The following is a 21020-nucleotide window of genomic DNA, read 5'->3' on the forward strand; positions in this document are numbered from 1 at the left end:
TTTGTCTCACTTAAATTCTTGTGAGTATATTCTGCAAGCTCCCCCTGCGCCCGGCAATTGCGAAATTCACCAAGGCGGCCAATGAAATTGGCGGCGCCTCAGCTGTCCAGCGAGTTTTGCACGCAGTACGACAGGGGCAGCGTCAACAGCAACAGCGCCGCCAGCGCCATCAGCGCGACCGGCACGCCGGCCACATCGCCCAGCCGGCCGAACAGCACCGGCGCCAGCGCGCCGCCGCCGATGGTGCCGGTGTAGAAGCGGGCAAACGCCTGCTCGCGCTTGCCCGCGCCGGCCAGCTCGGGCACGGTGCCGTACAACACCGACGAAGTGCCGTTCAACGCCAGCCCCAGCAAGGGCAGCATGGCCATCATCGCCGCCAGCGGCAGCCACACCGACAGCAGGATCAGCAGCGCAGTGGCGGACTCGGTGATCCACACCGTCTTCATCATGCCGATGCGCGCGCCCAGGTAGCCGCACAGCAGCTTGCCGAAGGCGCCGCCGACAAACAGCAGCGACAGGGCCAGGCCGATGCCGGCGGTGCCGGCGCCCTTGCTCTGCAACAGAAACGGCAAAAAGGTCAGGAAGCCCATGCGCACCGCGCTGTCGAGCACGCCGGTCGCGATGAGCGCGCGCAACCCGCTGGTCGAGCCCTTGCCGCTCGCCACCTTGGCCGACGCCGCCTGGTGGCGCGCCGACTCGGCCGCCGTCGGCAACAGCCACCACAGCAGCGCGGCCGCCGCCAGGCCCAGGCAGCCGATCAGCGTCACGCTGGCCTGCCAGCTCAGCACCACCAGCAACAGGCCGACGGCGCCCGGCACCAGCGTCTTGCCGATGTCGCCGGCAAAGTTGTATTGCGCCAGCGCCTGCTTCACGCCGCCGCCCGCCTCGTGCGTGTCGGTGACGATGGACGAGGCCAGCGGATGCTGGGTGCTGGCGCCCAGGCCGCCCAGCAACAAGGAGATCAGCAACACCGTCATGCCGCCGGCCAGGCCGGCGATCAGGTAGGCGATGCCGGCCAGCGCGGTGCCGCCGATCAGCATGCGCTCGCGGCCCCAGCGTCTGGCCATGCGGCTGGCCAGCAACTGGAAGCCCGCCATCATGCCCGAGTAGGCGCCGCGCAACAGCCCCACCATCGCCAGGCTGATGGCGAATTGCGCCTGCCAGATCGGCAGCAGCACATAGATCACATCGGTCAGGCCGTCATGGATGGCATGGGCGCTGCAAGCGGCGATCAGCGAGCGTCGGCGGACATTCTTGGTAGCGGACATGGTGGTGTTGGTGGCGGCGGTGCCGCGATTGTAAAGGATTGCAGAAACTGCGCGACATTACCGGTCCGGAGCGCGTACATTGGTAGCGTGACGCCAGCCATCAAGGAGGTAGCCGTGCCGACCATGTACATCGACGACTATGAAGTGGAGATCTCAGCGGAACGGCTGGAGGGCTGCAAACAGTGGGGCGCCTACGTGGCCGTGTTCGCGCCGTCGGCCACGCCCATGCATCGCCTGAACGTGCGGCGCAAACACCGGGTGGCGGTGATACAACAATTTGAGGACGCGGCCTCGGCCTGCGCTGCCGCGGAAGTGGCGGCGCAGGATATCGTGGCCTCGATCAAGGCCGGCCCGACGGGACGCGCCTAGGAGGCCGCGCGGCAGAGTATTTTCAACGGAACGCCGCAAGCGCTTGCGCGGCGAGTTGGCAGATGCTGCTCGCCGGCGTCAGGTTTTGACGCCGGATCGGCACCATGCGGGCCCTCAATTGGCCAACGAGATGTGCAACTGCATGGCGCGGGCGCGCTGCTCGTCGACCGGCAACTCGCCGTAGAGCTCGAACACGCCGGCGCTGCCGAAAGTCTCGCGCTGGGCGGCGAACCAAGACAACACACGCGGCCGCAGCCGCACTCCCCCCTCCAGATAGCTGCAGTGGATCGAGAAGACGACGAAGCGCGACGGCGCGACGGTCAGCTCCAGCCACCCCTCGGGCGCGGCGCCGGCGCCGGCCGGGGTCGCCACGGCGCAACCATAGCGTATCCGTTGCGGCGGCGTGATGTCCGGATCGTCGTAGATGACGCCGTAGTAGGCCGCCTCGGCGCGCGGCGCCAGCCCCGCCAGCGCCTCCTTGAACTTGGCCCAGTGGCCCGGCACGTTCGCGTAGGGGCCGGTGTAACGTTTGAGCCAGAGACGCCTCGGCGCGTCCCAGCGGACGATGCGCAGGGAAATGGAAGGGTCGGCCGGGGCGGCGAAAAAATCGGCATATTCCGCCCTCGCGCTGAGCCGCATCCGCTGCGGCGACACGCCCCAGCGCCGGGTGAAGGCGCGGGTGAACGATTGCTGGCCGCAGTAGCCCATGCTGATGGCGACGTCGAGCAGGGGTTGGTTGGTCAGGCGCACATGGGCCGCGGCGGCGTCCAGCCTCTGCGCGGCGATGAAGTCCTGCAGACTGATGCCCGTTTCCTTCTTGAACAGCCGCTGCAGCCTGAAGCGGCTCATGCCGCAGGCCTGCGCCAGCCCCTGGATGGAGAGCGCATCGGTCTGGTCGAGGTAGGACTGGGTAGACAGGATGCGGTCGATCTTGCCGACCAGTTGCATGACCAAAGGACTCAAATCGGGTTCCGACTCCGCACGGCGACAGAAGAACGGGGGCCGCAGCGTGGCCACCAATGAAAAATACGCATGACATTCTAGCACCGGCGAGGGGCGGCGGGCGGCCCGCCGCCGCACAAGCGGTAAAAGACGGCCGCTGCCGTTTCGCTAACATCCGCCTGCCGATCCACACACGCCATCTGCTGCGGGCGGCGCCCGGCGGCCCTTTCCACTGCGCGGACGGGGCATCGGGCGATGGGGAAATCCGGGGCGCGCACGGGCGTGGCCGCCCCGCCGCCACTTCAACCACATAGAAAGCTAGACATGGCAAATCAATCCGCCACAACAAGTGCGTTCAATATCGGCCAGGGCTATTCGTGCACCCTGGGACCGCTGCAAACGGCCCTCTACACGGAGGTGCTCGACACGGCCGGCGGCAACAGCGAGATCGCGGTGTCGCTGTGCTCGGAGGAGTCCTCACTCAAGCAGAGTCTGGGGATCAACGTCAGCCGCTCGATCGCGGTCGAGGACATCGGCGGCTACTCGGACAAGTTCAGCCTGTTTCAAAAGCTGCGCTTCAGCGAGCACAGCCTCTGCATCGTGGTGAAGGCCAGCGTGGTGTCGAAAAGCCACTTCTGCAAGGAAGCGGAACTGCATGACGACATCCCCCCGCCTGCCTCGGCGGCCGAGCTGGACCTGTTCTGCAAGAAGTATGGCGACGCCTACGTCTCGGAACTGGCGCGGGGGGCGCAATACTTCGCCGTGTACGCCTACCACTGCAAGAGCCGGCAGGAAAAGGTGGACTTGAAACTGAAGATCGAGTCCTCCGGCATCATCGAGAACGTCACCGCGTCGGGCAAGGCCAGCAGCAACTTCTCGCTGGCCATCAAGCAATTCAGCCAGAACGTGGAACTGCAGCAGGCCGTCATCGGCTCGAACTTCACCATGTCCGACGAGCAGGACGTCATCCAAACCGCCTACGCCTTCTTCAAGGCGGCCAACAACACGCCGACCGGCACCGTCGCCTTCAAGACCACCGGTTACGAGCACGTCTTCTCCACTCCGGGGATCGAGGCCGCCCTGACCGCGCTGACGCACAACCGGCAGTTGCTCAACGGCACGGGCGCCCAGGAGGGCCTGCTGGCCAAGGAGGCGAAGCTGATCGACATCAAGGAGCGCCTGGGCAAACTGGAGCGGACCATGCAGCGCTACGGCTGCAGCCTGGACGACACCGCGCAGCAACGCAAGCGCCAGATCCAGGCCGACCTCGACACCTGCAACGAGTTGAGGAACCGCTTCAACCTGTCGCCGACGACCCCGCTGGAAAATCCGCACCTGCCGGCCGCCGCCTACGGCTGGCCGTCGATCCAATACGAGACCAAACAAAGCAAGCGCCTGGGCGGCGGCGGCGGCCAGCCCTACCACGACCTGACGACCAGCGCGTTCCTCGACCGCGGAATGCGCGTCAGCCACATCCGTCTGCGCGGCGACGCCTATGTGGACCTGATCGAAATCACCTACATGGACGCCAACGGACAAACCGAAAAATTCACCCACGGCCGGGAGAACGGCAAGCAGATCGAGAACATTTCACTCGGCGAAGCGGACTACATCACGGAAATTTCCGTGCCGGCGAGCGAGAACAACATCTATATCGACTACATCCAGATCAAGACCAAAAACTTTGCCCAGGGCGTGGCGGTGGGCGGCAACGATCGCAACCTCGCGCCGCTCTTCTCCTATGACGACAGGAACCAGCACATCTTCGTCGGCCTGGCCGGCAGTTGCGAGCGCTGGAACGATGCGCTCAGCGTGCTGTTCTTGCAGATCAAGGGAGTGAGCTGGATGTGATACGAGGGCGGCCCTTCGGCGGGCCGCCCATTTTGGATAGAGGAAAAAAAATGAACTTCCCAGATGAATACGAATTGAATGGCAAGACCTACAAAATGAAAGACTTGGCCGAGATCGGCAAAGGCAGGAATTGCTATCAATTCGCCTACGAACTGAATTTCAACGCCTTTGACAAAGCGTACCTGTTCGACGCCGGCACTGACAACCGCGCCGGCTACGTCAAGCACGACGTCATGCTCGACTACTATAACGGCGATGTCGTCCTGACAAACGACTGGGCAGACTTTCGTCCGCTCGACATCGCCATCATCGCCTACGACCATTATTTTCTCCCCGGCGAGCCTATGGCGCAGTCCCACCAGATGATCTGCTTGCACAACGACAAAATATCAGGCTCAGATCATTTCGCGGGAACCAACAATGTCGGTACGTTGAAGAATGAGGTGGTGTTGAACGCCCCCCCACTGCACAATTCGGCCGTGCAGCTGTTCTCCTTCCCGCGCGGAAATTCGGGGAATGTTAATCCTGCCATCGACGACTACTTGGCTAGGGAACACCCGTTCTATATTTTTCGCCTGCCGGCCAGGAACGCGTTTGAGTTCGCCAAGAAAAATAACTGGACCCAAGCGAAAAAAACGAAGAAATAGCCGGACCAGCCCGCCGGCGCCCAGGAGTCTGCACGGCAGAAGAAAATGAAACTGACGCGAAAAATCTTGACCTCTCAGATCGCGTCAGGATCGACGATATCGACATTGGGAGGAGGTAAAGCCCCCCCCCTGAAAATGCCGAGAATTTGGGTGAAATCGTTCTGCCGCGCAGACTCCTGGCGGCGGCCCCGTCTTTCTGCGCCGGTTCAGTAGCGGACAAACTGCGATTCGTCCGGCGCTTCCACGGCGATGGCGCGCAAGGCGGCCGGGCGCATGCGGACCGGACTGGCCGAGTCGCGCGGCCGGCTTCTGCCGCCGGAACCGTTCACGACAAAGAAGCCCATGGTCTGCTGCAGCTCCTCCGCCTGGCTGCTCATCTGCTCGGCGGTGGCCGCCAGTTCCTCGGAACCGGAAGCGTTCTGCTGGGTGGTCTGGCTCAGCTGGCTGATGGCGGAATTGATCTGCGCCAGTCCGGACGATTGCTCTTCCGAAGCGGCCGTGATCTCCTGCACCAGGTCGGAAGTCTTTTTAATGTTGGGCACCATTGCGCCCAGCATCTGCCCTGCCCGTTCGGCCAGGTCCACGCTGCCGCTGGCCACCTGGCCGATTTCCTGGGCCGCCACCTGGCTGCGCTCAGCCAGCTTGCGCACCTCGGCCGCCACCACCGCGAAGCCCTTGCCATGCTCGCCCGCACGGGCGGCCTCGATGGCCGCGTTCAGCGCCAGCAGATTGGTCTGGTAGGCGATATCGTCGATGATCAGGACCTTGGCGGCGATCTGCTTCATGGCCGCCACCGTCGAGCGCACCGCATCGCCGCCTTCGCTCGCCTCGACCGCCGCGCGGCTGGCCATGGCGTCGGTGACTTTGGCGTTGTCGGTGTTCTGCGCCACCGAGGCCGTCATCTGCTCGACCGAGGCCGAGGTTTCCTCGACGCTGGAAGCTTGCTCGCTGGCCGCCTGCGCCAGCGACTGCGAGGTCGCGCTGACTTCCTCGGAAGCGGCGGCCAACGCCTCGGCGCTGTTGTTCACTTCGCTGACGACCTGGGCCAGCTTGCTCACCGTGTTGTTGGTGAATTCCTTGAGCTCGCCAAACGCGCCCTCGTAGGGTTTGTCGATGCTCTTGGTCAGGTCGCCCTCGGACATCGCGCCCATCACCCGCACCACGTCGGCGATGCTGGCGCCGGTGGTGATGGCCAGCTGGTTCAGGCTCTCGCCCATCTCTTGCTGGAAGCCCTGCATGCCGGTCAGGTCCACGCGGGCGTCGAAATTGCCGCGATTGGCGGCGGCCACCAGGCTGCGCTGGCCGTCGACCACCTTGCGCATCTTCACCATCATTTCGCTGATGGCGTACAGCATGCTGCTGTGGTCGTCGGGTTTGAGGCGGACGTCGGCGCTCAGGTCGCCTTTGACGACGCGATCCATCAGCTCGGCCGCATAATACGGTTCGCCGCCCAGGCGCTTGACCAGGTCGCGCGTGATCAGCCATGCGATCAGGATCGCAGCCAATACCGCCGCAATGGCGAGCGAGATGACGAGCTTGCGCGTCTCCAGATAGGTCTCGTCGGCGGCGGCCGCCTCCTGGTCCATCAAATCGCCCTGGAACTTGGCCATCGCCTCCAGCGAAGCGGCATAGGCGTTATTGCCGGCGGCAAAGTCGTTCTTCAGGAATTCGATGGCTTTTTTCTGATCGCTCTTGGCAAGGGAGTACAGCTCGTCATACTTGGCGTTCAAGGCCTCGCTTTTGCTGGTGATATCCTTGAACAGCGCGCGCCCTTTCTCGGTGCTGATCAGCTTATCCATCTTCTCCAGGGACTCGGTGACCTTGGCGCGGTTGGTTTCGACCAGGCGGCGGAACTTATCGCGCTCTTCGTCGGTGATACTGAGCATCATGCTGCGCAGTTGGCGGCCATTATCTATCGTATATTTGATGACGTCTTTCGACAGCACTACTTTGGGATAACGGTCAGTGGTAATGCGTCTGACGCCATCATTCAGCGCCGCGAGGCGCAGCGTACTGACCACCGACAGCACCAACAGCAAGATCACAACAGCACCAAAACCCAGACCCAGGCGGGTCGCCACTTTCATATTTGCAAACATCATGTCTCCCTAGAAGGACGTTATGTGTTGCTGCTCGTGGGATGCGTAGCTCCAGCCGTGATTGAAAAATCAATGCTGACATCAGGGCAAGCTTAATGCCATGCCATGGACGATTTTTAGTATGTGATTTGCATGCCACCGGGACATATTGTCCGCCTGCAAATTGGCTGGGTCAATCAATCGATACCGGAGGTGTGGTGCGATTTCGCCACACCTCGGCAGTACGTCGGCGCAGCTCAGGCGACGTTGAAATTGGCCGGGCCAGCGAGGATGGCGTAGCCGTCGTTGTAGAGGCACCACGCGCTGTAGTTGCCGGGCGCGAGCTTGCTGGTATCGAAGCTGGCGCTGCCGCTGGCGGCGGCGACGTACTGCCAGGCGATGTAGCCGCCGCCGGCCGGCGCCGCGCCCGCCTTCCAGATGCCGATCCAATTAGTGCCGTTGACCTTGGCGGCCGGCAGCGCGTAGTTGAAGACGATCGCCACGCCCGGCTTGACGCTGGCGGCCGAGGCGGTCAACTGGTTCACGCTGACCGCGACCGGGCCGCCCAACACCACAAACGCGTTCTGGTACAGATACCACGCGCTGTACTCGCCCACCGCCAGCGTGCTGGTGTTGAGCGACACGCTGCCGCTGAAGTTGGGCGCGTACGCCCACTGCAGCGCATTGCCTTTGCCGGGCGAGGTGCCGGCCGCGTACAGGCCGATCCAGTTCTTCGCATTGATCTTGCCCGGCGGCGCCGTGTAGCTGAACACGGCGGAACCGCCACGCGTCACGTTGGGCGTGCCGGTGTTGAGAAAGATCTTGACGCGATTGGTGCCTATCGTCGGATCGGTGTGGCTGGCGCGTCCGGTTTCCACGTGGCCGGCGGCGCGGCGCAGCCATTGCGCATCGGCGCTGCTGGTGACGCTGAAATCGTACCAGCCGAAACTGCCCGACAGATTGCAAGGCACCGACAAGGTCTGGCCGGCGGCCACGTTGTAGCTGGCCACCGCCGCGCCGTAGGCGTTGTCGGTGACGGTGAAGCCGCACGCCTGCGTGCCTTCCAGGTTGGACAGCACCAGGCTGATGTCGCCGTTGGCGCGGTCGTAGCGGGTTTGCAGTTCCGGTCGCGCGCCGCCGACTATGGCCAGCGCGCCTTTGAACTGGCGCAGATAGCCATTGGCGCCGTGGACGCCGAGGTCGTAGGCGGCGCCGGTCCAGTTCCACGTTTCGTGGGCGATTTCCTTGTCCGCTTCCACCGTGTAGTACCACGGACCGTCGCCGCGCAGGCTGGAATACACAATGAAAGCCGCGCCGGCCTGGCCGCTGTTGGCGAAGCTCAGTTCAAACTGCCTGGCGCCGGCCAGCCGGCCCTGCACCGACAACTCATACGGCAGCGCGCAGGCGATGCGCGGACCGGGCGCGCTGGTGCTGGGCTCCTGCCGCGGCAGGGTTTGCACCAGCGGCGGCGTCGGATACGGTTTGCCGGAGACGCGCTGATAGGCCGCCGTCTTCGGCACGCTGGCCGGCCAGCTGCTGTTGGGTGCGCTGAAATCGAAGGCCGAGGTCAGGTCGCCGCACACCGCGCGGCGCCACGGCGAGATCAGGTCGCACTGCACGTTGGCGCGCGCCTTGCCGCGTCCGGCCACCAGCCACTCCTCCAGGAAGCGGATCTTGGACGTGTGGTCGAACAGCTGCGAGCACACGCGGCCGCCCTTGCTCCACGGCGAAATCACCAGCATCGGCACGCGCGGCCCCAGGCCCACCGGCACACCCTGATAGTTCTCGTGCGTGCCGATGTCGGCCAGCGTGGTCTTGCCCATGCCGTCGTTGAGCGGCGCGATATCGGGCGGCACGTGGTCGAAGAAGCCGTCGTTTTCGTCGTACATCAACAGGAACACGGTCTTCGACCAGACGTCCGGATTGGCCACCAGCGCCGCCAGCAGGCGCGCCGTGATGTTCTCGCCGGCGTTGGGCGAGTTGGGCGAGTGTTCGGTGTAGTCGTTCGGCGAGCAGATCCACGACACTTGCGGCAGGCGGTTGTTGCGCACGTCGTCGGCGAAGGCGTTGACCAGCCAGTCGCCGGTGGTGCCGGTGGAGTTGGCGGCGGTGGAGCCCGGCGCCAGCGTGCGCGCCTTCTGGTACAAGGGCGCGTTCGGGCTGAGGTGGCTGCCGTCGGGGTTGACGCGGAAGTTCTTGAAGTAGGCCAGGTAGTTGTCGCCGTAGTTGTCCCACTCCTGATACACCTTCCAGCTGACCTGGTTCGCCTCCAGCACTTCGGCGTAGGTGCGCCAGTTGGGCGCGCTGGCGGTGACGCTGGCGGTGATGTTGTCCCCGGCCGGGTCGCCGTTGTAGTAGCCGGCGGCGCTGATGTTGTACAGGCTGCCCATCGAGCCCAGCCAGCTCTGGTTGCTGCCGGTGAGCGAGTACATGCGGTTCGGATCGGTGGCCCCGAAGATCGAGCAGTGATAAGCGTCGCAAATGGTGAAGGCGTCGGCCAGCGCATAGTAGAACGGCAGGTCGCCACGGTCGAAATAGCCCATGGACTGCGGCGTCTTTTGCTTGACCCAGGCGTCCCAGCCCTGCCACGTGGCTTGCGATCCCTTCCACGTGTGGTTGGTGCCGACCGACAGCGCGCTGGTGTTCTTGGCGTCGAAATGGAACGGCAGCACATAGCCGCCGGTGCCGTCCGGCTGGTACCAGACCGGGCGGCCGTCCGGCAAGTCGATGGCGCGCGGATCGTCGAAGCCGCGCACGCCCGGCAAGGTGCCGAAGTAATGATCGAAGGAACGGTTCTCCTGCATGAAGATGACCACGTGTTCGACGTCCGCCAGGGTGCCGGTGACGTTATTGGCGGGCACCGCCAGCGCCTGACGTATCAGGTCCGGGTACATGGAGGTGGCGGTCGCGCCGGCGCCGGCGGCGTAGCGGAGGAATTTACGGCGGCTGATGCTCATCGGCTGGACTCTCGTATGCAAGGAAGCGGTAAGGATACCGAGCAAATATGACAACACGGTTGCACATAGCTGATAAAGATTCATTAACCGGCGCGCAATGTTGCCGACAGCGCCGATAGCCCAGCCAGCTCAAAAGCTGAAAAATCGTTTCACATCGCGAAATCCCCGCCGAAAACCTGACGAGGCTTTTAGCTCACCTTTTGAAAATTCGTTTCACATCCCGAAAATTAATACTCAAGTCATTGAAAAATAACAGATTAAATTTAGTTATATGTCTTATATAAGACCTTGATGCAGTGCACCAGAATGGCCTACTATTTAGTCATGCAGTTTGCTTCAACAAAGACGCAGCGGCTCACTCGACGATTTTCTCAAACTTGCTTTATTTTTAGGAGATACACATGTCCCAATATCAAGACGACATCAAGGCAGTTGCTGGTTTGAAAGAGCAACAAGGCAGCGCCTGGAACGCCATCAATCCCGAGTCGGCCGCCCGCATGCGCGCGCAGAACAAGTTCAAGACCGGCCTGGACATCGCCAAGTACACCGCCAAGATCATGCGCGCCGACATGGCCGCCTACGATGCGGACCCATCCAAGTACACCCAGTCGCTGGGTTGCTGGCACGGTTTCATCGGTCAACAGAAGATGATCTCGATCAAGAAGCACTTCAACAGCACCGACCGCCGCTACCTCTACCTGTCGGGCTGGATGGTTGCCGCGCTGCGCTCCGAGTTCGGCCCGCTGCCGGACCAGTCGATGCACGAAAAAACCGCCGTCTCGGCGCTGATCAAAGAGCTGTACACCTTCCTGCGCCAGGCCGACGCCCGCGAGCTGGGCGGCCTGTTCCGCCAGCTGGACGCCGCTGAAGGCCCGGCCAAGGCAGCCATCCAGGCACAGATCGACGGCCACGTCACCCACGTCGTGCCTATCATCGCCGACATCGACGCCGGTTTCGGCAACGCCGAAGCGACCTACCTGCTGGCCAAGCAATTCATCGAAGCGGGCGCCTGCTGCATCCAGGTTGAGAACCAGGTGTCGGACGAGAAGCAATGCGGTCACCAGGACGGCAAAGTCACCGTGCCGCACGAAGACTTCCTGGCCAAGATCCGCGCGATCCGCTACGCCTTCCTGGAACTGGGCGTGGACGACGGCATCATCGTCGCCCGTACCGACTCGCTGGGCGCAGGCCTGACCAAACAGATCGCCGTGACCAACACGCCAGGCGACCTGGGCGACCAATACAACTCCTTCCTCGATTGCGAAGAAGTATCGGCCGACGCACTGGGCAACGGCGACGTCATCATCAAGCGCGAAGGCAAGCTGCTGCGTCCTAAGCGCCTGCCAAGCAACCTGTTCCAGTTCCGCGCCGACACCGGCGAAGCACGTTGCGTACTCGACAGCATCACCTCGCTGCAAAACGGCGCCGACCTGCTGTGGATCGAAACCGAAAAACCGCATATCGCCCAGATCGGCGGCATGGTCAGCGAAATCCGCAAGGTCATCCCGAACGCCAAGCTGGTGTACAACAACAGCCCATCGTTCAACTGGACGCTGAACTTCCGCCAGCAGGTGTACGACGCGATGAAGGCCGCAGGCAAGGATGTATCGGCCTACGAGCGCGCCCAGCTGATGAGCGTGGAATACGACACGACCGAACTGGCGATCGCCGCCGATGAAAAGATCCGCACCTTCCAGGCTGACGCAGCCCGCGAAGCCGGCATCTTCCATCACCTGATCACGCTGCCGACCTACCACACCGCCGCGCTGTCGACCGACAACCTGGCCAAGGAATACTTCGGCGACCAGGGCATGCTGGGCTACGTGGCTGGCGTACAGCGCAAAGAGATCCGTCAAGGCATCGCTTGCGTCAAGCACCAGAACATGTCCGGCTCGGACATCGGCGACGACCACAAAGATTACTTCAGCGGCGAAGCAGCCCTGAAGGCCGCTGGTAAAGACAACACCATGAACCAGTTCTAATCAAGGTTCCAGCGTCACAAGAAAGCTCGCTTCGGCGAGCTTTTTTTGCCGTAACCTCAGGCAGGTCTTGGATGGAATGCGCTACACTGGTAATGAGCAAACACAAGGGAGGCCAACATGGCTACTCTGAAAAACATTGTCGAGCACTCAAACCTTTCCGCCACGCCCGAGTCATCAGCGCTGCCACTCGTCCCAATGGATGCAAAGCGCCGTCGGCTGATCGCGGCCTTGAAGGCTGCCGAAGGGCTGTGGAAAGACCGCACCGACATCCCAAAGGATGGTGTCGAGTACCAGGAACAACTGAGGGCTGAATGGCGTTGATCCTATTTGACACCAACATCTTCATCGACATGCTCAACGGCGTCCACCAGGCGTCGGTCGAACTAAGCAGCTACGACATGCCGGGCATCAGCTTCATCACATACATGGAACTGCGCTGCGGCGAGTTTTCCCGTCCCCACGAGAAGGCTCTCCTGGACGCCGTGCTGGACGAGTTTCATGTTTACCAGATGGATACGCGGATCATGGAGGCGGCGATCGAGATTCGCGGCCGCAGCCTTGCGACCAAACCAGCCATCAAACTCCCCGATGCGATCATTGCAGCAACGGCGCGAGTCAACGACAGCCCAATCGTGACACGCAATGCAAAGGACTTCGCCCGTGCAGGCGTGGCCGTTCACATCCCATATGCTTACGACCCCAAGACGGGTCTGGTGACAAACATTCGTCAGCCGTTCGAATAAAATCCGCGCCCCTCCCTACCCGGCATCCAATATTACTTTTTACTGACCTGCCGTGCGGTGTCATGGTACTGCCAGAGCACATTGACAATCTTCCACTCGCTGCGCTGGTTCTTGTACAAGTGCATATAGTCGATCCACTCGTCGGCAGTCAGCTTGACGGTGGCCACACGCTGGTCGACATCGAGGATCTTGATGTCAACGCGTGGCTGGGCCGGAAATTTCGTGCCGTCCTTGTTGTAGGTCCTGGCGACCTTGACCATGGTGTCAAAGTCGGTATTCATGACGAACTCCGAACCGTCCGCCGCCTGCCAATAAGTGCGCTTGGCAAGCTTGGGATCAAGTCCGCGTTCCATCCGTGCCGGATCAACCTTGTGTTGCGACTCGATATAGTCGCGCACCGTGCGTTCGATCAACTGGTTATCGGTGGCATCGGCTGCCTGTGCCGCCAGTGGCGATGCCGCGAACAAAAGAACCATCAAAGAGCGTTTCATGGGCAACCTTGCGTAGTAAATAACACAAACATGAAAACACAAAACCCCGCCCCACGCAATGCGAACCGGCCCCCGCTCACCCCAGCTCGAAGCTGGTGATGCCGTACTGCCTGTCCATGCTGATTTCGGGCTGCCCCCGCGTGTACATGCGCGCCGTCTCGAAGCAGCGCCGCATCTGATGACGCTCGGCCAGCGCAACGGCGGCCGGATTCAGCTCAGGCACATCAAGAAACACCGGCACATCCGGCGCCAGCTTGCCCAGCACGCTGGCAAACAACTGCTCCGCCACGGCCGGCGTATCGGCGAACAGCGGCCCGACCTTGTAACCCGTGCGACACGGCCGCGCCACCGCATATCCAGCCAGCCCCTGAGCACCCACCACACCAAGCGCGATATGCTGCCGCTGCCCTACCCATTCATGCAGGAAGCGATCGCGCTCATCCGGAAAGAAGCTGCGATCGTAGCGCCGGAGTTCCTCCTCGCCCAGCGCGGACAGCGGTATCGCCGGGCACGCATCCATTGGCCGCCCACTCCCCCGCCCTTCGTAACGAAAATTGCGGTGCGCGAGATGGAAGCCTGACTTGGCATAGTTAGCCTGCTGCGCCACCACGCCATCGAGCCCAACGTTGCGACCAGCCAGCCGCGCCATCGCAGCCTGCCACAGCGCCCAACCATGCCCCCGGCCACGCCAGCCAGGCTTGACGATGTAGCCGCCGATGAAGCCGAAACCGGCGCCATACTTCACCGCAAAAATACTACCGACCAGCTCGCCATCCAGCACCCCGCCCAGGAATCCACCAGGATCGGCGGCATAAAAACACGCCGCATCATGCAGGCCGGGATTCCAACCTTCGGCGGCCGCCCAGTCCAGGGCGATGTCGAGCTCAGCTTCGCTCATCTGACGTATTTCCAGCGCTGGTGCGGCCATGGTCAGCTCCCGGTGGTTATGCTCTTGCGTCCCTTCTATTTAAGCCTTGCCGGCAAAGACCCGGCGCAGCCAGAACGCGGCGGCGAATGCAATCAACAATACTACAACCAGCGAAGCTTCCACACCGAATACGCCGCCGGTCAACAAGGTATCGCCCACCAGCTCGCCGTTCAGCAAGCCGTCGGTGGCCGCATGGCCCGACACGGTCGACGAGAACACGGTGCTGACGCAGTAGTTCCACGCGATGTGAGTACCGATGCAGATCCACAGGCGGCGCGTCTTCATGTAAAGCGCGGCCTGCAACACGCCATACGCGGCAAGCGCGGCCATCGCCAGTACCGAGACGCCCTCATTCGGCAAATGGCTCAGGCTGAACAGCAGCGCCGAAATCACGATGGCAGGCTTGCTGCCCAGCGAGCGTTCGATCACGCCGAAGATCACGCCACGAAACATCATCTCCTCGGCCATACCAACCAACACCAGCTCGGCCAGCGGCAACAACATCGCGAAGCTCAGTGCGTTGACGCCGCCGAACCGGTAAGCGCCCAGCACCGCCAGCACGGCAAAGCTGGACACCACCAGCCCGGCGCCGATCAACAAGCCGACGCCCACCTCACGCGCCATGCCCTGCGTCGCCAGTTCAGTCGGCTGACGTTTTTCAATACGGCGTACATAGAAGCGATAGCCGAACCACACGAACACAGCCGCCAGCAGTTGCGGCCACGCGATGCGATACGGCTTCGCGACCAGCTGCGAAGCGACGATCATCGTCAGCGGCACTGCGGCAAAGGTCAGCACCAGGCCGAGCACGATGCGAACCACGGGATTTTCCATCAGGCGCGACGCCAGCGTCGGTTTGTTCGTTGCCATGTTCAGAGTAGTTTCCATAATCGCTTTCTTCAGGGAGTTGGTCGTACTTTCTTGCTTGCCGCGCGAATGCGGTCGCCGAACGAGCGTTGTTCCAGCACGGCGATCGCTTTAGCCAGACACTCGGACAATGGAAACTCCAGCTCCGCATCCAGGCTGTCGGCCGCACGCTTAGTGGCCTGCCAGCACGCCTGCAGGTGCGGCAACAGAGCCTCGCCCTGCTTGCTGAGTCGCACCACGCGCTGTCGGCCATCGTCGTCGCTGGCAACCACCAGCAGCAGGCCTTCCTTCTTCATCAGCGCCACCGTTTGCGTGGCCGCAGGCTGCGTGATGCCGGCCAGTTCAGCCAGCTCGCCGACGGTCGCGCTTTGCTGCTGTGCCAGTACCTTCATCACCGGCGTGTAGCGTGGGCGGTAATCGAGGCCCGCGTCGGTATAGGCTTGCTGCACCGCGCCGTCGAGCAGTTCGATCAGATGTCTTAGTTGGGTTCCGAGTCCTTGTTTCATGTGGCGATAGTATCACCAATTACATAAGCACTTATATAAATATTTAAAAATAGACGAGCCTCGGCACAATCATCGAAACGGCCATAGCCCACTCTTCCGGGCGTAAAAAAAAGCCCGCTAATGTGGGCTGATCGGCTACTTGATGAATAACCTAAGAAGCGACGGAAGTAGTTGGGCAATGAACACGGCGCCGACCACCCAGAGGATGACAGCGGTCTTAGCTTCGGCAATATCAGCCTTGGTGGCGCCCTTCAATTCTACGATGTCAGCCTTGGTCGCACCATTGGCTTTGATTACCGCAACATCAATTTTGATGGCGGAAACGTCCGCTTCCAGTTTTGATAGGCGAGCTTCCATATCCCCATCATCTCCCTTGCCTGATTCACTGTCAACCGGGGTTGAAGATGCATAAAGTTCAAAGAGTTCCCCCCAATGGCAACGCATCGTCGCGCATGGCCTGTCCATGCGACAATTCACCACGCCAACGCAGGACACCCCGACCATCCAAGGCCATCCATCATGAACCGACCAGCACCGCGCGCAGGCCCCGACTGGCTGAGGCGCGCCGATCCGATAGACGGCCTCGAGCGCATCGAAGCGTGGTTTCACGGCAAAGCATATGCCATGCACCGCCATGACACCTATGCGATTGGTCGCACGCTCGCCGGCGTCCAGAATTTCAGCTATCGACGCAGCCAGTGCAACAGCCTGCCCGGCAATACGATGGTGCTGCATCCCGACGAAGCGCACGACGGCCAGGCTGGCACCGACGAAGGGTTCCGGTACCGGATGATCTACGTCGCCCCCGCCCTCCTGCAGGATGTGCTCGGCGGACGCGCGCTGCCCTTCCTCGAAGGCGGCGTGACGACCGATCCGCGCCTTGCGGCGGCAACCGCTACCTTGCTGCAGCACGTCGGCCATGCGCTCGAGCCGATGGAACAAAGCGATGCGCTGGCCGAGCTGGCGCACGCGCTGGCCGCCGTTGCCGGCATGCCAGCGCGGCGCCCGAAAGGCGACTACCTGGCGGCGCGGCGCGCACGCGACTATCTGCTCGCGCACCGCGCGCGCGTCGTCACGCTCGATGAACTCGAAGTGGCAACGGGGCGGGACCGCTGGAGCTTGTCGCATGACTTTCGCACCTTCTACGGCACCAGCCCGTACCGGTATCTGACGATGCGGCGCCTCGACGTGGTGCGCCGCATGCTGCTCGCCGGCAGCTCGCTGGTTCACGCCGCGGTCGCTGCGGGCTTTGCCGATCAGAGCCATATGACGCGGCACTTCTCCAAGACGTACGGGCTGACGCCGGGACGCTGGCTGCAGATCGCCGGCGGCGTCCAGCGCGGCTGAAAACACCCACGATCGTTCAATACGGCCGCAGGGATCATGCGTATCTTCGACGCATTACCCCGTCAACGGAGAGACCGATGTCCCAAACCACGAACCATACCGCCGCGCCATTCGAGCGCGGCCAGTGCCAGACCATAGACCTGGTCGGCAAGATCGCACTGATCGACGCGCACTGGCAACCGCGCGTCGTCGCTGAAATGAACGACTATCAATTCAAGGTCGTGAAGGTCGAAGGAGAGTTCGTGTGGCATCGGCACGCCGATACCGATGAAACGTTCATCGTGCTCGAAGGCGAGTTGCGCATCGATGTACGCGCAGGGCCATCGGGCGATACGTCGATCGTGCTGCGCGCCGGCCAGATGGCGGTCGTGCCGAAGGGCGTCGAGCACAAGCCCTCTGCCAGCGCGGAAGTGAAGCTGCTGCTGATCGAACCGCGCGGAGTGGCGAATACGGGCGAAGGCCCGGCGAGCGAGCGTACTGTCGAGAATGATCAGTGGATTTGAGGTGAGTCTTACTCTGGACGAAACATTGCCCAGCCGCCATCAACCAGCGGCCGGACTTTTAATACAACCAGTTGGGACCAGTTATCAGCTGGTTACGCCAGTATTGCAGCCGATGTAAACCCAGGCATTGTTGCTCGCGTTCACGCCCAGCAAGGCGGCAGAGAAGCCAGTACCCCAAGGCTGGCCGGTATTCCACGTGCCGCCGGCTTGGTTCGTCACTTCCTGGGCAGTTATCCATGCTTGCGGATTGCTTGGTTGGGAGCCGCTGTATATCGCGACGGCCAGCCTTGCCATACCGGGAAAGTTTTCGCTCCAGTTGATGTACGCCTTACCCTGATATTCGTGTAGCGTAACGCTAAACGCGGCTGTTGAGCTGCCAGATACAGGGTTGACGTTGCTTGCTTCCGCTTGTTTGATATTAAAAGACTGGTCGCTCATTTTATATTCCCCTAACATTAAAGTAATTGGATATGAAATAAATTACATGTGACTTGCATTACATAGTCGACAAGAAAGCGTGCCACGTACTTCTACAACCAAAAGAAATAACACATACAGCCAAAAAAGCATGCAATTCAGGCAGGGACTAATATTATCAGCACATAATCCATAAAACTACACACATTGTCACAAATCATAGCTTTCCATTTAAATACAAACATCGAATTTAAAAGCCTGTAGCGACTTTTAAAAATGACGCTTAAAACCTTCTGTTTGCCGCGATCGTGATGGAAAGTTCCACCGAAGTAATTAGCTCTCGGCCGCTGTCCATTTCTTCCGCTTTGCCAGCCAGTGAGCTGGCGATAGCGTTCCTTGCGCGAGGCCTTGAGCTTCAGTCGATGGTTTCCATCGGCCTACGCCAGCCTACAGAAAACCATTTATCATGAAGATGTTGCAAAAATTCTCATTCGATATTAGGCTTTTAGCTAATAATCTTTGGGAGATAACATGAAAACTCGTCAATTCTTGACTGCTTTAGTGCTCTGTCTCGCTTCTTTTGCTGCGCAGGCAGAGATTTATAAATATACGGGCAAACCTTTCACCTCCGACACCATCAGGACGACACCAATCGTCGCGACCTTCGATTTCGATTTCGCGCATTCGCCGCAGGCGTCCATTCATGCATACGAGTTCAAGAGCTGGGATGTGCAATCCGGTTCTATACACCTGAGTTCGGCAAATGGCGACGTACTAACGAATCGATTCACGTTTGAGGCCGGAAAAATTACGGGCTGGTTTTTTAACGCAGGCAAGAGTTCCGGGCACTACGCCGATGGAAATATTCAGTCCTTATCGAAGGACTTTCTGTTCTGGGCTCCCAATATCGGTTGGGACATTGTGCTGATCGGCGATCCGCAGCTGCAGCTGGCCGCATCCGTTTTTGGCAAGCCCGGGACCTGGACCCAGCTGTCCGCCGTGCCGGAACCAGGCAGCGCGCTGATGCTACTCGTCGGCGGCGTGGCGTGTGCCGCCCTGCGCCGTCGTCCCAAGCGCGCATCTTAAGCGCCAGACCACGGCAGGCATTGAACGCTGCGCGCCTGCGGTGCGCCGCTAACGCTAAAAGCATCAGCAAGCGTTACAAGAATGCTCCATTTGGGATCGGATGGTCCCTGTCAGTTCGGTCGCGGTTCCGGTATCATTCGGCATGAATACGATTTCTTTCCAACCGTTTATTATTGGCGTCGCAGGCGGTAGCGGCAGTGGCAAGTCCACTGTGTCCCAGAAAGTGCTGGCTGCGTTTGGCTCTGATATGGTCTCGGTCGTGATGCAAGACGACTACTACTGCGACCAAACCCATCTCTCCCCTGAAGTCCGCCCCCAGCAGAATTACGACCATCCCCAGGCTTTCGAATGGTCCTTGCTTGTGCAGCATATCCAGGCCTTGCGCAATGGCGAATCGATCGAGATGCCGGAGTACGACTTCACGCTTCACAATCGCTCCGACCGGACCATCCCGGTTAAGCCAGCCCCAGTGATCGTGATCGAAGGCCTGTTTGCTTTGTATGACGCGGACTTGTGCGACTTGATGTCGCTGAAGATCTATGTCGACACCGCCTCCGATATCCGCTTCATCCGCCGTATGCAAAGGGATATCACCGAACGCGGTCGCTCGGTGGAAAGCGTCGTCAGCCAGTATCTGGAAACCGTGCGCCCGATGCACAAGCAATTCATCGAGCCAACCAAGCGCAACGCCGATATCATTATTCCGCACGGCGCTAATGGCCCGGCAGTCGATATGATCACCACCAAGGTGGCGAGCGTTATCGACCAGTTGAAGCGGCCCTGATCTTATCGGTGCGAATACTGGGCAGCGGAATCAATGTAAGCAAGGCGCTTGGTTTCCTGCGCTAGCGGCCCAGGTACACCGAAGTAATTTGCTATTAACCCTCGCGCCGGCTTTGCCAGCCGGCGAGCTGAAGCTAGCGTTCCTGTGCGTTGTTGTGGCGCAGTCCATCAACAGTGTGAAGTTCCACCTATCGCACTGCGCTCGAAAGCGCTGGAGCTGGCCAGGCCTTGCGTCGCCGAGCGGCGACAGATCCAATCAATCCCAGTCCTGCCAGTAACATCACATATGTCTCAGGTTCGGGCACCGGCGCCAATTCCGTTATGCTGACTACCCTGCTCACCTCACTGGCAAAAACGAATGGACGCCCCTCTACGGTGTACCAAAGTCCGAAATAATAGCCTGAGGAAGGACCGGACGGGATCTGGACATAACGAAAAAAGAAGTCGTTAGTGTATTCCCTTAGCGCACTGCCAGATTCGTTACCACCACCATGGGCAAATCCTGGTTCGGCACTGACGAAAAACACCTCATCGAGTGAATAACGATGCCCTGCAATGCTCAAATCAATAGCCTTCAGCGCGGTCCAGGCAGAGTCTATCGTCGCAGCTGAAAAAGTGAGAGACCCAGCCACTACCTCCTGCGGAGGAACGTGATAGTTATCTGCTTGAGCGGAGAAATTTGTCGTGGAAAATTCTAATTTATAGTCTGCAGCCCGTACAGGAGCCATGAATAACCCAGTCACGACCAGCGCCACAGCGGAAATTTGCTTCAACATTGAGAGTCCTCCTAAAGGGTAAAATTGCAATAATTATATTATCATAATAACCACCACCAGGCTCGCGAAGTTGAATGGCGACCTCCCCCGATAGGACCCCGGCTCCAACATGACAAGGGCGACTACCTGGATGGCACCGGGCCGTCGGTGAATTTCGGCTTCGCCGACGAGGTGCGGGTTGAGGTTGGGCTCTTCAGGAGAAGGGTTTTAAGTTAAGGAAATAGTGCCAAGGGGAATTTTGCGCGGCGCGCGGCGCCTCCGGCGCGCCACCGCGTAGCGGTGGCAGATGGACGATTCGGAGAGGTCTGGGCGAAGTACGCCCAGCCCTTCGAATCCCCCGCGCAAGCCGCGCAGGCGGCTTGCTTCTCTCCGCCAAGGATACAACGCAAAAAGCCACCCGAGGGGGGTGTACTGGATTCTGTGTAAACGGGTTTTCGTTTAAGTCTGCGGCACCCGGTCTTCAAACTGGATGGCGAACC

The 21020-nt window shown here is 60.8% G+C and carries 20 protein-coding genes and 1 pseudogene; 10 read left to right on the forward strand and 11 right to left on the reverse strand.

Annotated features, from left to right (window positions below; genetic code table 11):
* Window positions 1-98: 98 nt before the first annotated feature.
* Complete coding sequence (locus tag AC1RMD_RS18655; protein WP_492928176.1) at window positions 99-1268, reverse strand: MFS transporter; 1170 nt, start codon at window positions 1266-1268, stop codon at window positions 99-101.
* A gap of 123 nt (window positions 1269-1391) precedes the next feature.
* On the opposite strand from AC1RMD_RS18655, the gene AC1RMD_RS18660 reads away from it, so the two are divergent.
* The gene (locus AC1RMD_RS18660; protein WP_492928199.1) at window positions 1392-1637 is read left to right on the forward strand and encodes a hypothetical protein; all 246 of its coding nucleotides are present in this window, start codon (window positions 1392-1394) and stop codon (window positions 1635-1637) included.
* A gap of 114 nt (window positions 1638-1751) precedes the next feature.
* Here AC1RMD_RS18660 and AC1RMD_RS18665 read toward each other — a convergent pair whose 3' ends face one another.
* Window positions 1752-2600, reverse strand: coding sequence for a helix-turn-helix domain-containing protein (locus AC1RMD_RS18665; protein ID WP_492928177.1), 849 nt, complete (start codon window positions 2598-2600; stop codon window positions 1752-1754).
* 303 nt (window positions 2601-2903) lie between these two features.
* On the opposite strand from AC1RMD_RS18665, the gene AC1RMD_RS18670 reads away from it, so the two are divergent.
* Together AC1RMD_RS18670 and AC1RMD_RS18675 are read left to right on the forward strand one after the other, a co-directional pair.
* On the forward strand, window positions 2904-4430 hold the full coding sequence (locus tag AC1RMD_RS18670) for a jacalin-like lectin (protein ID WP_492928178.1): 1527 nt from the start codon (window positions 2904-2906) through the stop codon (window positions 4428-4430).
* 50 nt (window positions 4431-4480) lie between these two features.
* Entirely contained in the window at window positions 4481-5077 is a 597-nt protein-coding gene (locus AC1RMD_RS18675) for a hypothetical protein (RefSeq protein WP_492928179.1), read from the forward strand.
* Between the two features lie 206 nt (window positions 5078-5283).
* Here AC1RMD_RS18675 and AC1RMD_RS18680 read toward each other — a convergent pair whose 3' ends face one another.
* Entirely contained in the window at window positions 5284-7176 is a 1893-nt protein-coding gene (locus AC1RMD_RS18680) for a methyl-accepting chemotaxis protein (protein WP_492928200.1), read from the reverse strand.
* 236 nt (window positions 7177-7412) lie between these two features.
* Window positions 7413-10112, reverse strand: a complete 2700-nt coding sequence (locus AC1RMD_RS18685) for a phosphocholine-specific phospholipase C (protein WP_492928180.1) — start codon at window positions 10110-10112, stop codon at window positions 7413-7415.
* A gap of 401 nt (window positions 10113-10513) precedes the next feature.
* On the opposite strand from AC1RMD_RS18685, the gene AC1RMD_RS18690 reads away from it, so the two are divergent.
* From AC1RMD_RS18690 to AC1RMD_RS18700, 3 genes are all read left to right on the forward strand, one after another.
* On the forward strand, window positions 10514-12094 hold the full coding sequence (locus AC1RMD_RS18690; RefSeq protein ID WP_492928181.1) for an isocitrate lyase: 1581 nt from the start codon (window positions 10514-10516) through the stop codon (window positions 12092-12094).
* Window positions 12095-12211: 117 nt separating this feature from the next.
* Window positions 12212-12415, forward strand: a complete 204-nt coding sequence (locus AC1RMD_RS18695; protein ID WP_492928182.1) for a hypothetical protein — start codon at window positions 12212-12214, stop codon at window positions 12413-12415.
* On the forward strand, window positions 12406-12837 hold the full coding sequence (locus AC1RMD_RS18700) for a PIN domain-containing protein (protein ID WP_492928183.1): 432 nt from the start codon (window positions 12406-12408) through the stop codon (window positions 12835-12837). The genes AC1RMD_RS18695 and AC1RMD_RS18700 overlap by 10 nt, the downstream gene beginning before the upstream one ends.
* A 32-nt stretch (window positions 12838-12869) precedes the next feature.
* Here AC1RMD_RS18700 and AC1RMD_RS18705 read toward each other — a convergent pair whose 3' ends face one another.
* The 5 genes from AC1RMD_RS18705 to AC1RMD_RS18725 all read right to left on the reverse strand — a co-directional run bounded on the left by AC1RMD_RS18705 (window position 12870) and on the right by AC1RMD_RS18725 (window position 16094).
* Entirely contained in the window at window positions 12870-13328 is a 459-nt protein-coding gene (locus AC1RMD_RS18705; RefSeq protein WP_492928184.1) for a nuclear transport factor 2 family protein, read from the reverse strand.
* A 76-nt stretch (window positions 13329-13404) separates the two neighbouring features.
* On the reverse strand, window positions 13405-14256 hold the full coding sequence (locus AC1RMD_RS18710; protein ID WP_492928185.1) for a GNAT family N-acetyltransferase: 852 nt from the start codon (window positions 14254-14256) through the stop codon (window positions 13405-13407).
* A gap of 39 nt (window positions 14257-14295) precedes the next feature.
* Window positions 14296-15126, reverse strand: a complete 831-nt coding sequence (locus AC1RMD_RS18715; RefSeq protein ID WP_492928186.1) for a CPBP family intramembrane glutamic endopeptidase — start codon at window positions 15124-15126, stop codon at window positions 14296-14298.
* A gap of 29 nt (window positions 15127-15155) precedes the next feature.
* Window positions 15156-15629 (reverse strand): MarR family winged helix-turn-helix transcriptional regulator, encoded by a 474-nt coding sequence (locus tag AC1RMD_RS18720; RefSeq protein ID WP_492928187.1) that lies wholly within the window; start codon window positions 15627-15629, stop codon window positions 15156-15158.
* Between the two features lie 135 nt (window positions 15630-15764).
* Window positions 15765-16094: a hypothetical protein gene (locus AC1RMD_RS18725; RefSeq protein ID WP_492928188.1), complete on the reverse strand. Its 330-nt coding sequence runs from the start codon at window positions 16092-16094 to the stop codon at window positions 15765-15767.
* 54 nt (window positions 16095-16148) lie between these two features.
* Between AC1RMD_RS18725 and AC1RMD_RS18730 the strand changes: the two genes are divergently transcribed.
* Window positions 16149-16976, forward strand: a complete 828-nt coding sequence (locus AC1RMD_RS18730) for an AraC family transcriptional regulator (RefSeq protein WP_492928189.1) — start codon at window positions 16149-16151, stop codon at window positions 16974-16976.
* 77 nt (window positions 16977-17053) lie between these two features.
* Entirely contained in the window at window positions 17054-17479 is a 426-nt protein-coding gene (locus AC1RMD_RS18735; protein WP_492928190.1) for a cupin domain-containing protein, read from the forward strand.
* 84 nt (window positions 17480-17563) lie between these two features.
* On the opposite strand, the gene AC1RMD_RS18740 is transcribed toward AC1RMD_RS18735, so the two are convergent.
* Window positions 17564-17917: a hypothetical protein gene (locus AC1RMD_RS18740; RefSeq protein WP_492928191.1), complete on the reverse strand. Its 354-nt coding sequence runs from the start codon at window positions 17915-17917 to the stop codon at window positions 17564-17566.
* Between the two features lie 510 nt (window positions 17918-18427).
* Between AC1RMD_RS18740 and AC1RMD_RS18745 the strand changes: the two genes are divergently transcribed.
* The gene (locus AC1RMD_RS18745) at window positions 18428-18982 is read left to right on the forward strand and encodes a PEP-CTERM sorting domain-containing protein (RefSeq protein ID WP_492928192.1); all 555 of its coding nucleotides are present in this window, start codon (window positions 18428-18430) and stop codon (window positions 18980-18982) included.
* Between the two features lie 142 nt (window positions 18983-19124).
* Window positions 19125-19766: a uridine kinase gene (udk, locus tag AC1RMD_RS18750; RefSeq protein ID WP_492928193.1), complete on the forward strand. Its 642-nt coding sequence runs from the start codon at window positions 19125-19127 to the stop codon at window positions 19764-19766.
* Window positions 19767-19953: 187 nt separating this feature from the next.
* Here udk and AC1RMD_RS18755 read toward each other — a convergent pair.
* Window positions 19954-20094: pseudogene (locus AC1RMD_RS18755) on the reverse strand (PEP-CTERM sorting domain-containing protein); the annotation flags it as partial.
* Window positions 20095-21020 lie beyond the last annotated feature (926 nt).

The organism is Duganella sp. GW822-FHT06D06, assembly GCF_058799615.1.

Bases quoted from the DNA above. Each gene is read 5' to 3' on its own strand.
- AC1RMD_RS18655 (WP_492928176.1), bottom strand. From the start codon at position 1,268: ATGTCCGCTACCAAGAATGTCCGCCGACGCTCGCTGATCGCCGCTTGC.
- AC1RMD_RS18660 (WP_492928199.1), top strand. From the start codon at position 1,392: ATGTACATCGACGACTATGAAGTGGAGATCTCAGCGGAACGGCTGGAG.
- AC1RMD_RS18670 (WP_492928178.1), top strand. From the start codon at position 2,904: ATGGCAAATCAATCCGCCACAACAAGTGCGTTCAATATCGGCCAGGGC.
- AC1RMD_RS18675 (WP_492928179.1), top strand. From the start codon at position 4,481: ATGAACTTCCCAGATGAATACGAATTGAATGGCAAGACCTACAAAATG.
- AC1RMD_RS18680 (WP_492928200.1), bottom strand. From the start codon at position 7,176: ATGTTTGCAAATATGAAAGTGGCGACCCGCCTGGGTCTGGGTTTTGGT.
- AC1RMD_RS18685 (WP_492928180.1), bottom strand. From the start codon at position 10,112: ATGAGCATCAGCCGCCGTAAATTCCTCCGCTACGCCGCCGGCGCCGGC.
- AC1RMD_RS18690 (WP_492928181.1), top strand. From the start codon at position 10,514: ATGTCCCAATATCAAGACGACATCAAGGCAGTTGCTGGTTTGAAAGAG.
- AC1RMD_RS18695 (WP_492928182.1), top strand. From the start codon at position 12,212: ATGGCTACTCTGAAAAACATTGTCGAGCACTCAAACCTTTCCGCCACG.
- AC1RMD_RS18700 (WP_492928183.1), top strand. From the start codon at position 12,406: ATGGCGTTGATCCTATTTGACACCAACATCTTCATCGACATGCTCAAC.
- AC1RMD_RS18705 (WP_492928184.1), bottom strand. From the start codon at position 13,328: ATGAAACGCTCTTTGATGGTTCTTTTGTTCGCGGCATCGCCACTGGCG.
- AC1RMD_RS18710 (WP_492928185.1), bottom strand. From the start codon at position 14,256: ATGGCCGCACCAGCGCTGGAAATACGTCAGATGAGCGAAGCTGAGCTC.
- AC1RMD_RS18715 (WP_492928186.1), bottom strand. From the start codon at position 15,126: ATGGCAACGAACAAACCGACGCTGGCGTCGCGCCTGATGGAAAATCCC.
- AC1RMD_RS18720 (WP_492928187.1), bottom strand. From the start codon at position 15,629: ATGAAACAAGGACTCGGAACCCAACTAAGACATCTGATCGAACTGCTC.
- AC1RMD_RS18725 (WP_492928188.1), bottom strand. From the start codon at position 16,094: ATGGACAGGCCATGCGCGACGATGCGTTGCCATTGGGGGGAACTCTTT.
- AC1RMD_RS18730 (WP_492928189.1), top strand. From the start codon at position 16,149: ATGAACCGACCAGCACCGCGCGCAGGCCCCGACTGGCTGAGGCGCGCC.
- AC1RMD_RS18735 (WP_492928190.1), top strand. From the start codon at position 17,054: ATGTCCCAAACCACGAACCATACCGCCGCGCCATTCGAGCGCGGCCAG.
- AC1RMD_RS18740 (WP_492928191.1), bottom strand. From the start codon at position 17,917: ATGAGCGACCAGTCTTTTAATATCAAACAAGCGGAAGCAAGCAACGTC.
- AC1RMD_RS18745 (WP_492928192.1), top strand. From the start codon at position 18,428: ATGAAAACTCGTCAATTCTTGACTGCTTTAGTGCTCTGTCTCGCTTCT.
- udk (WP_492928193.1), top strand. From the start codon at position 19,125: ATGAATACGATTTCTTTCCAACCGTTTATTATTGGCGTCGCAGGCGGT.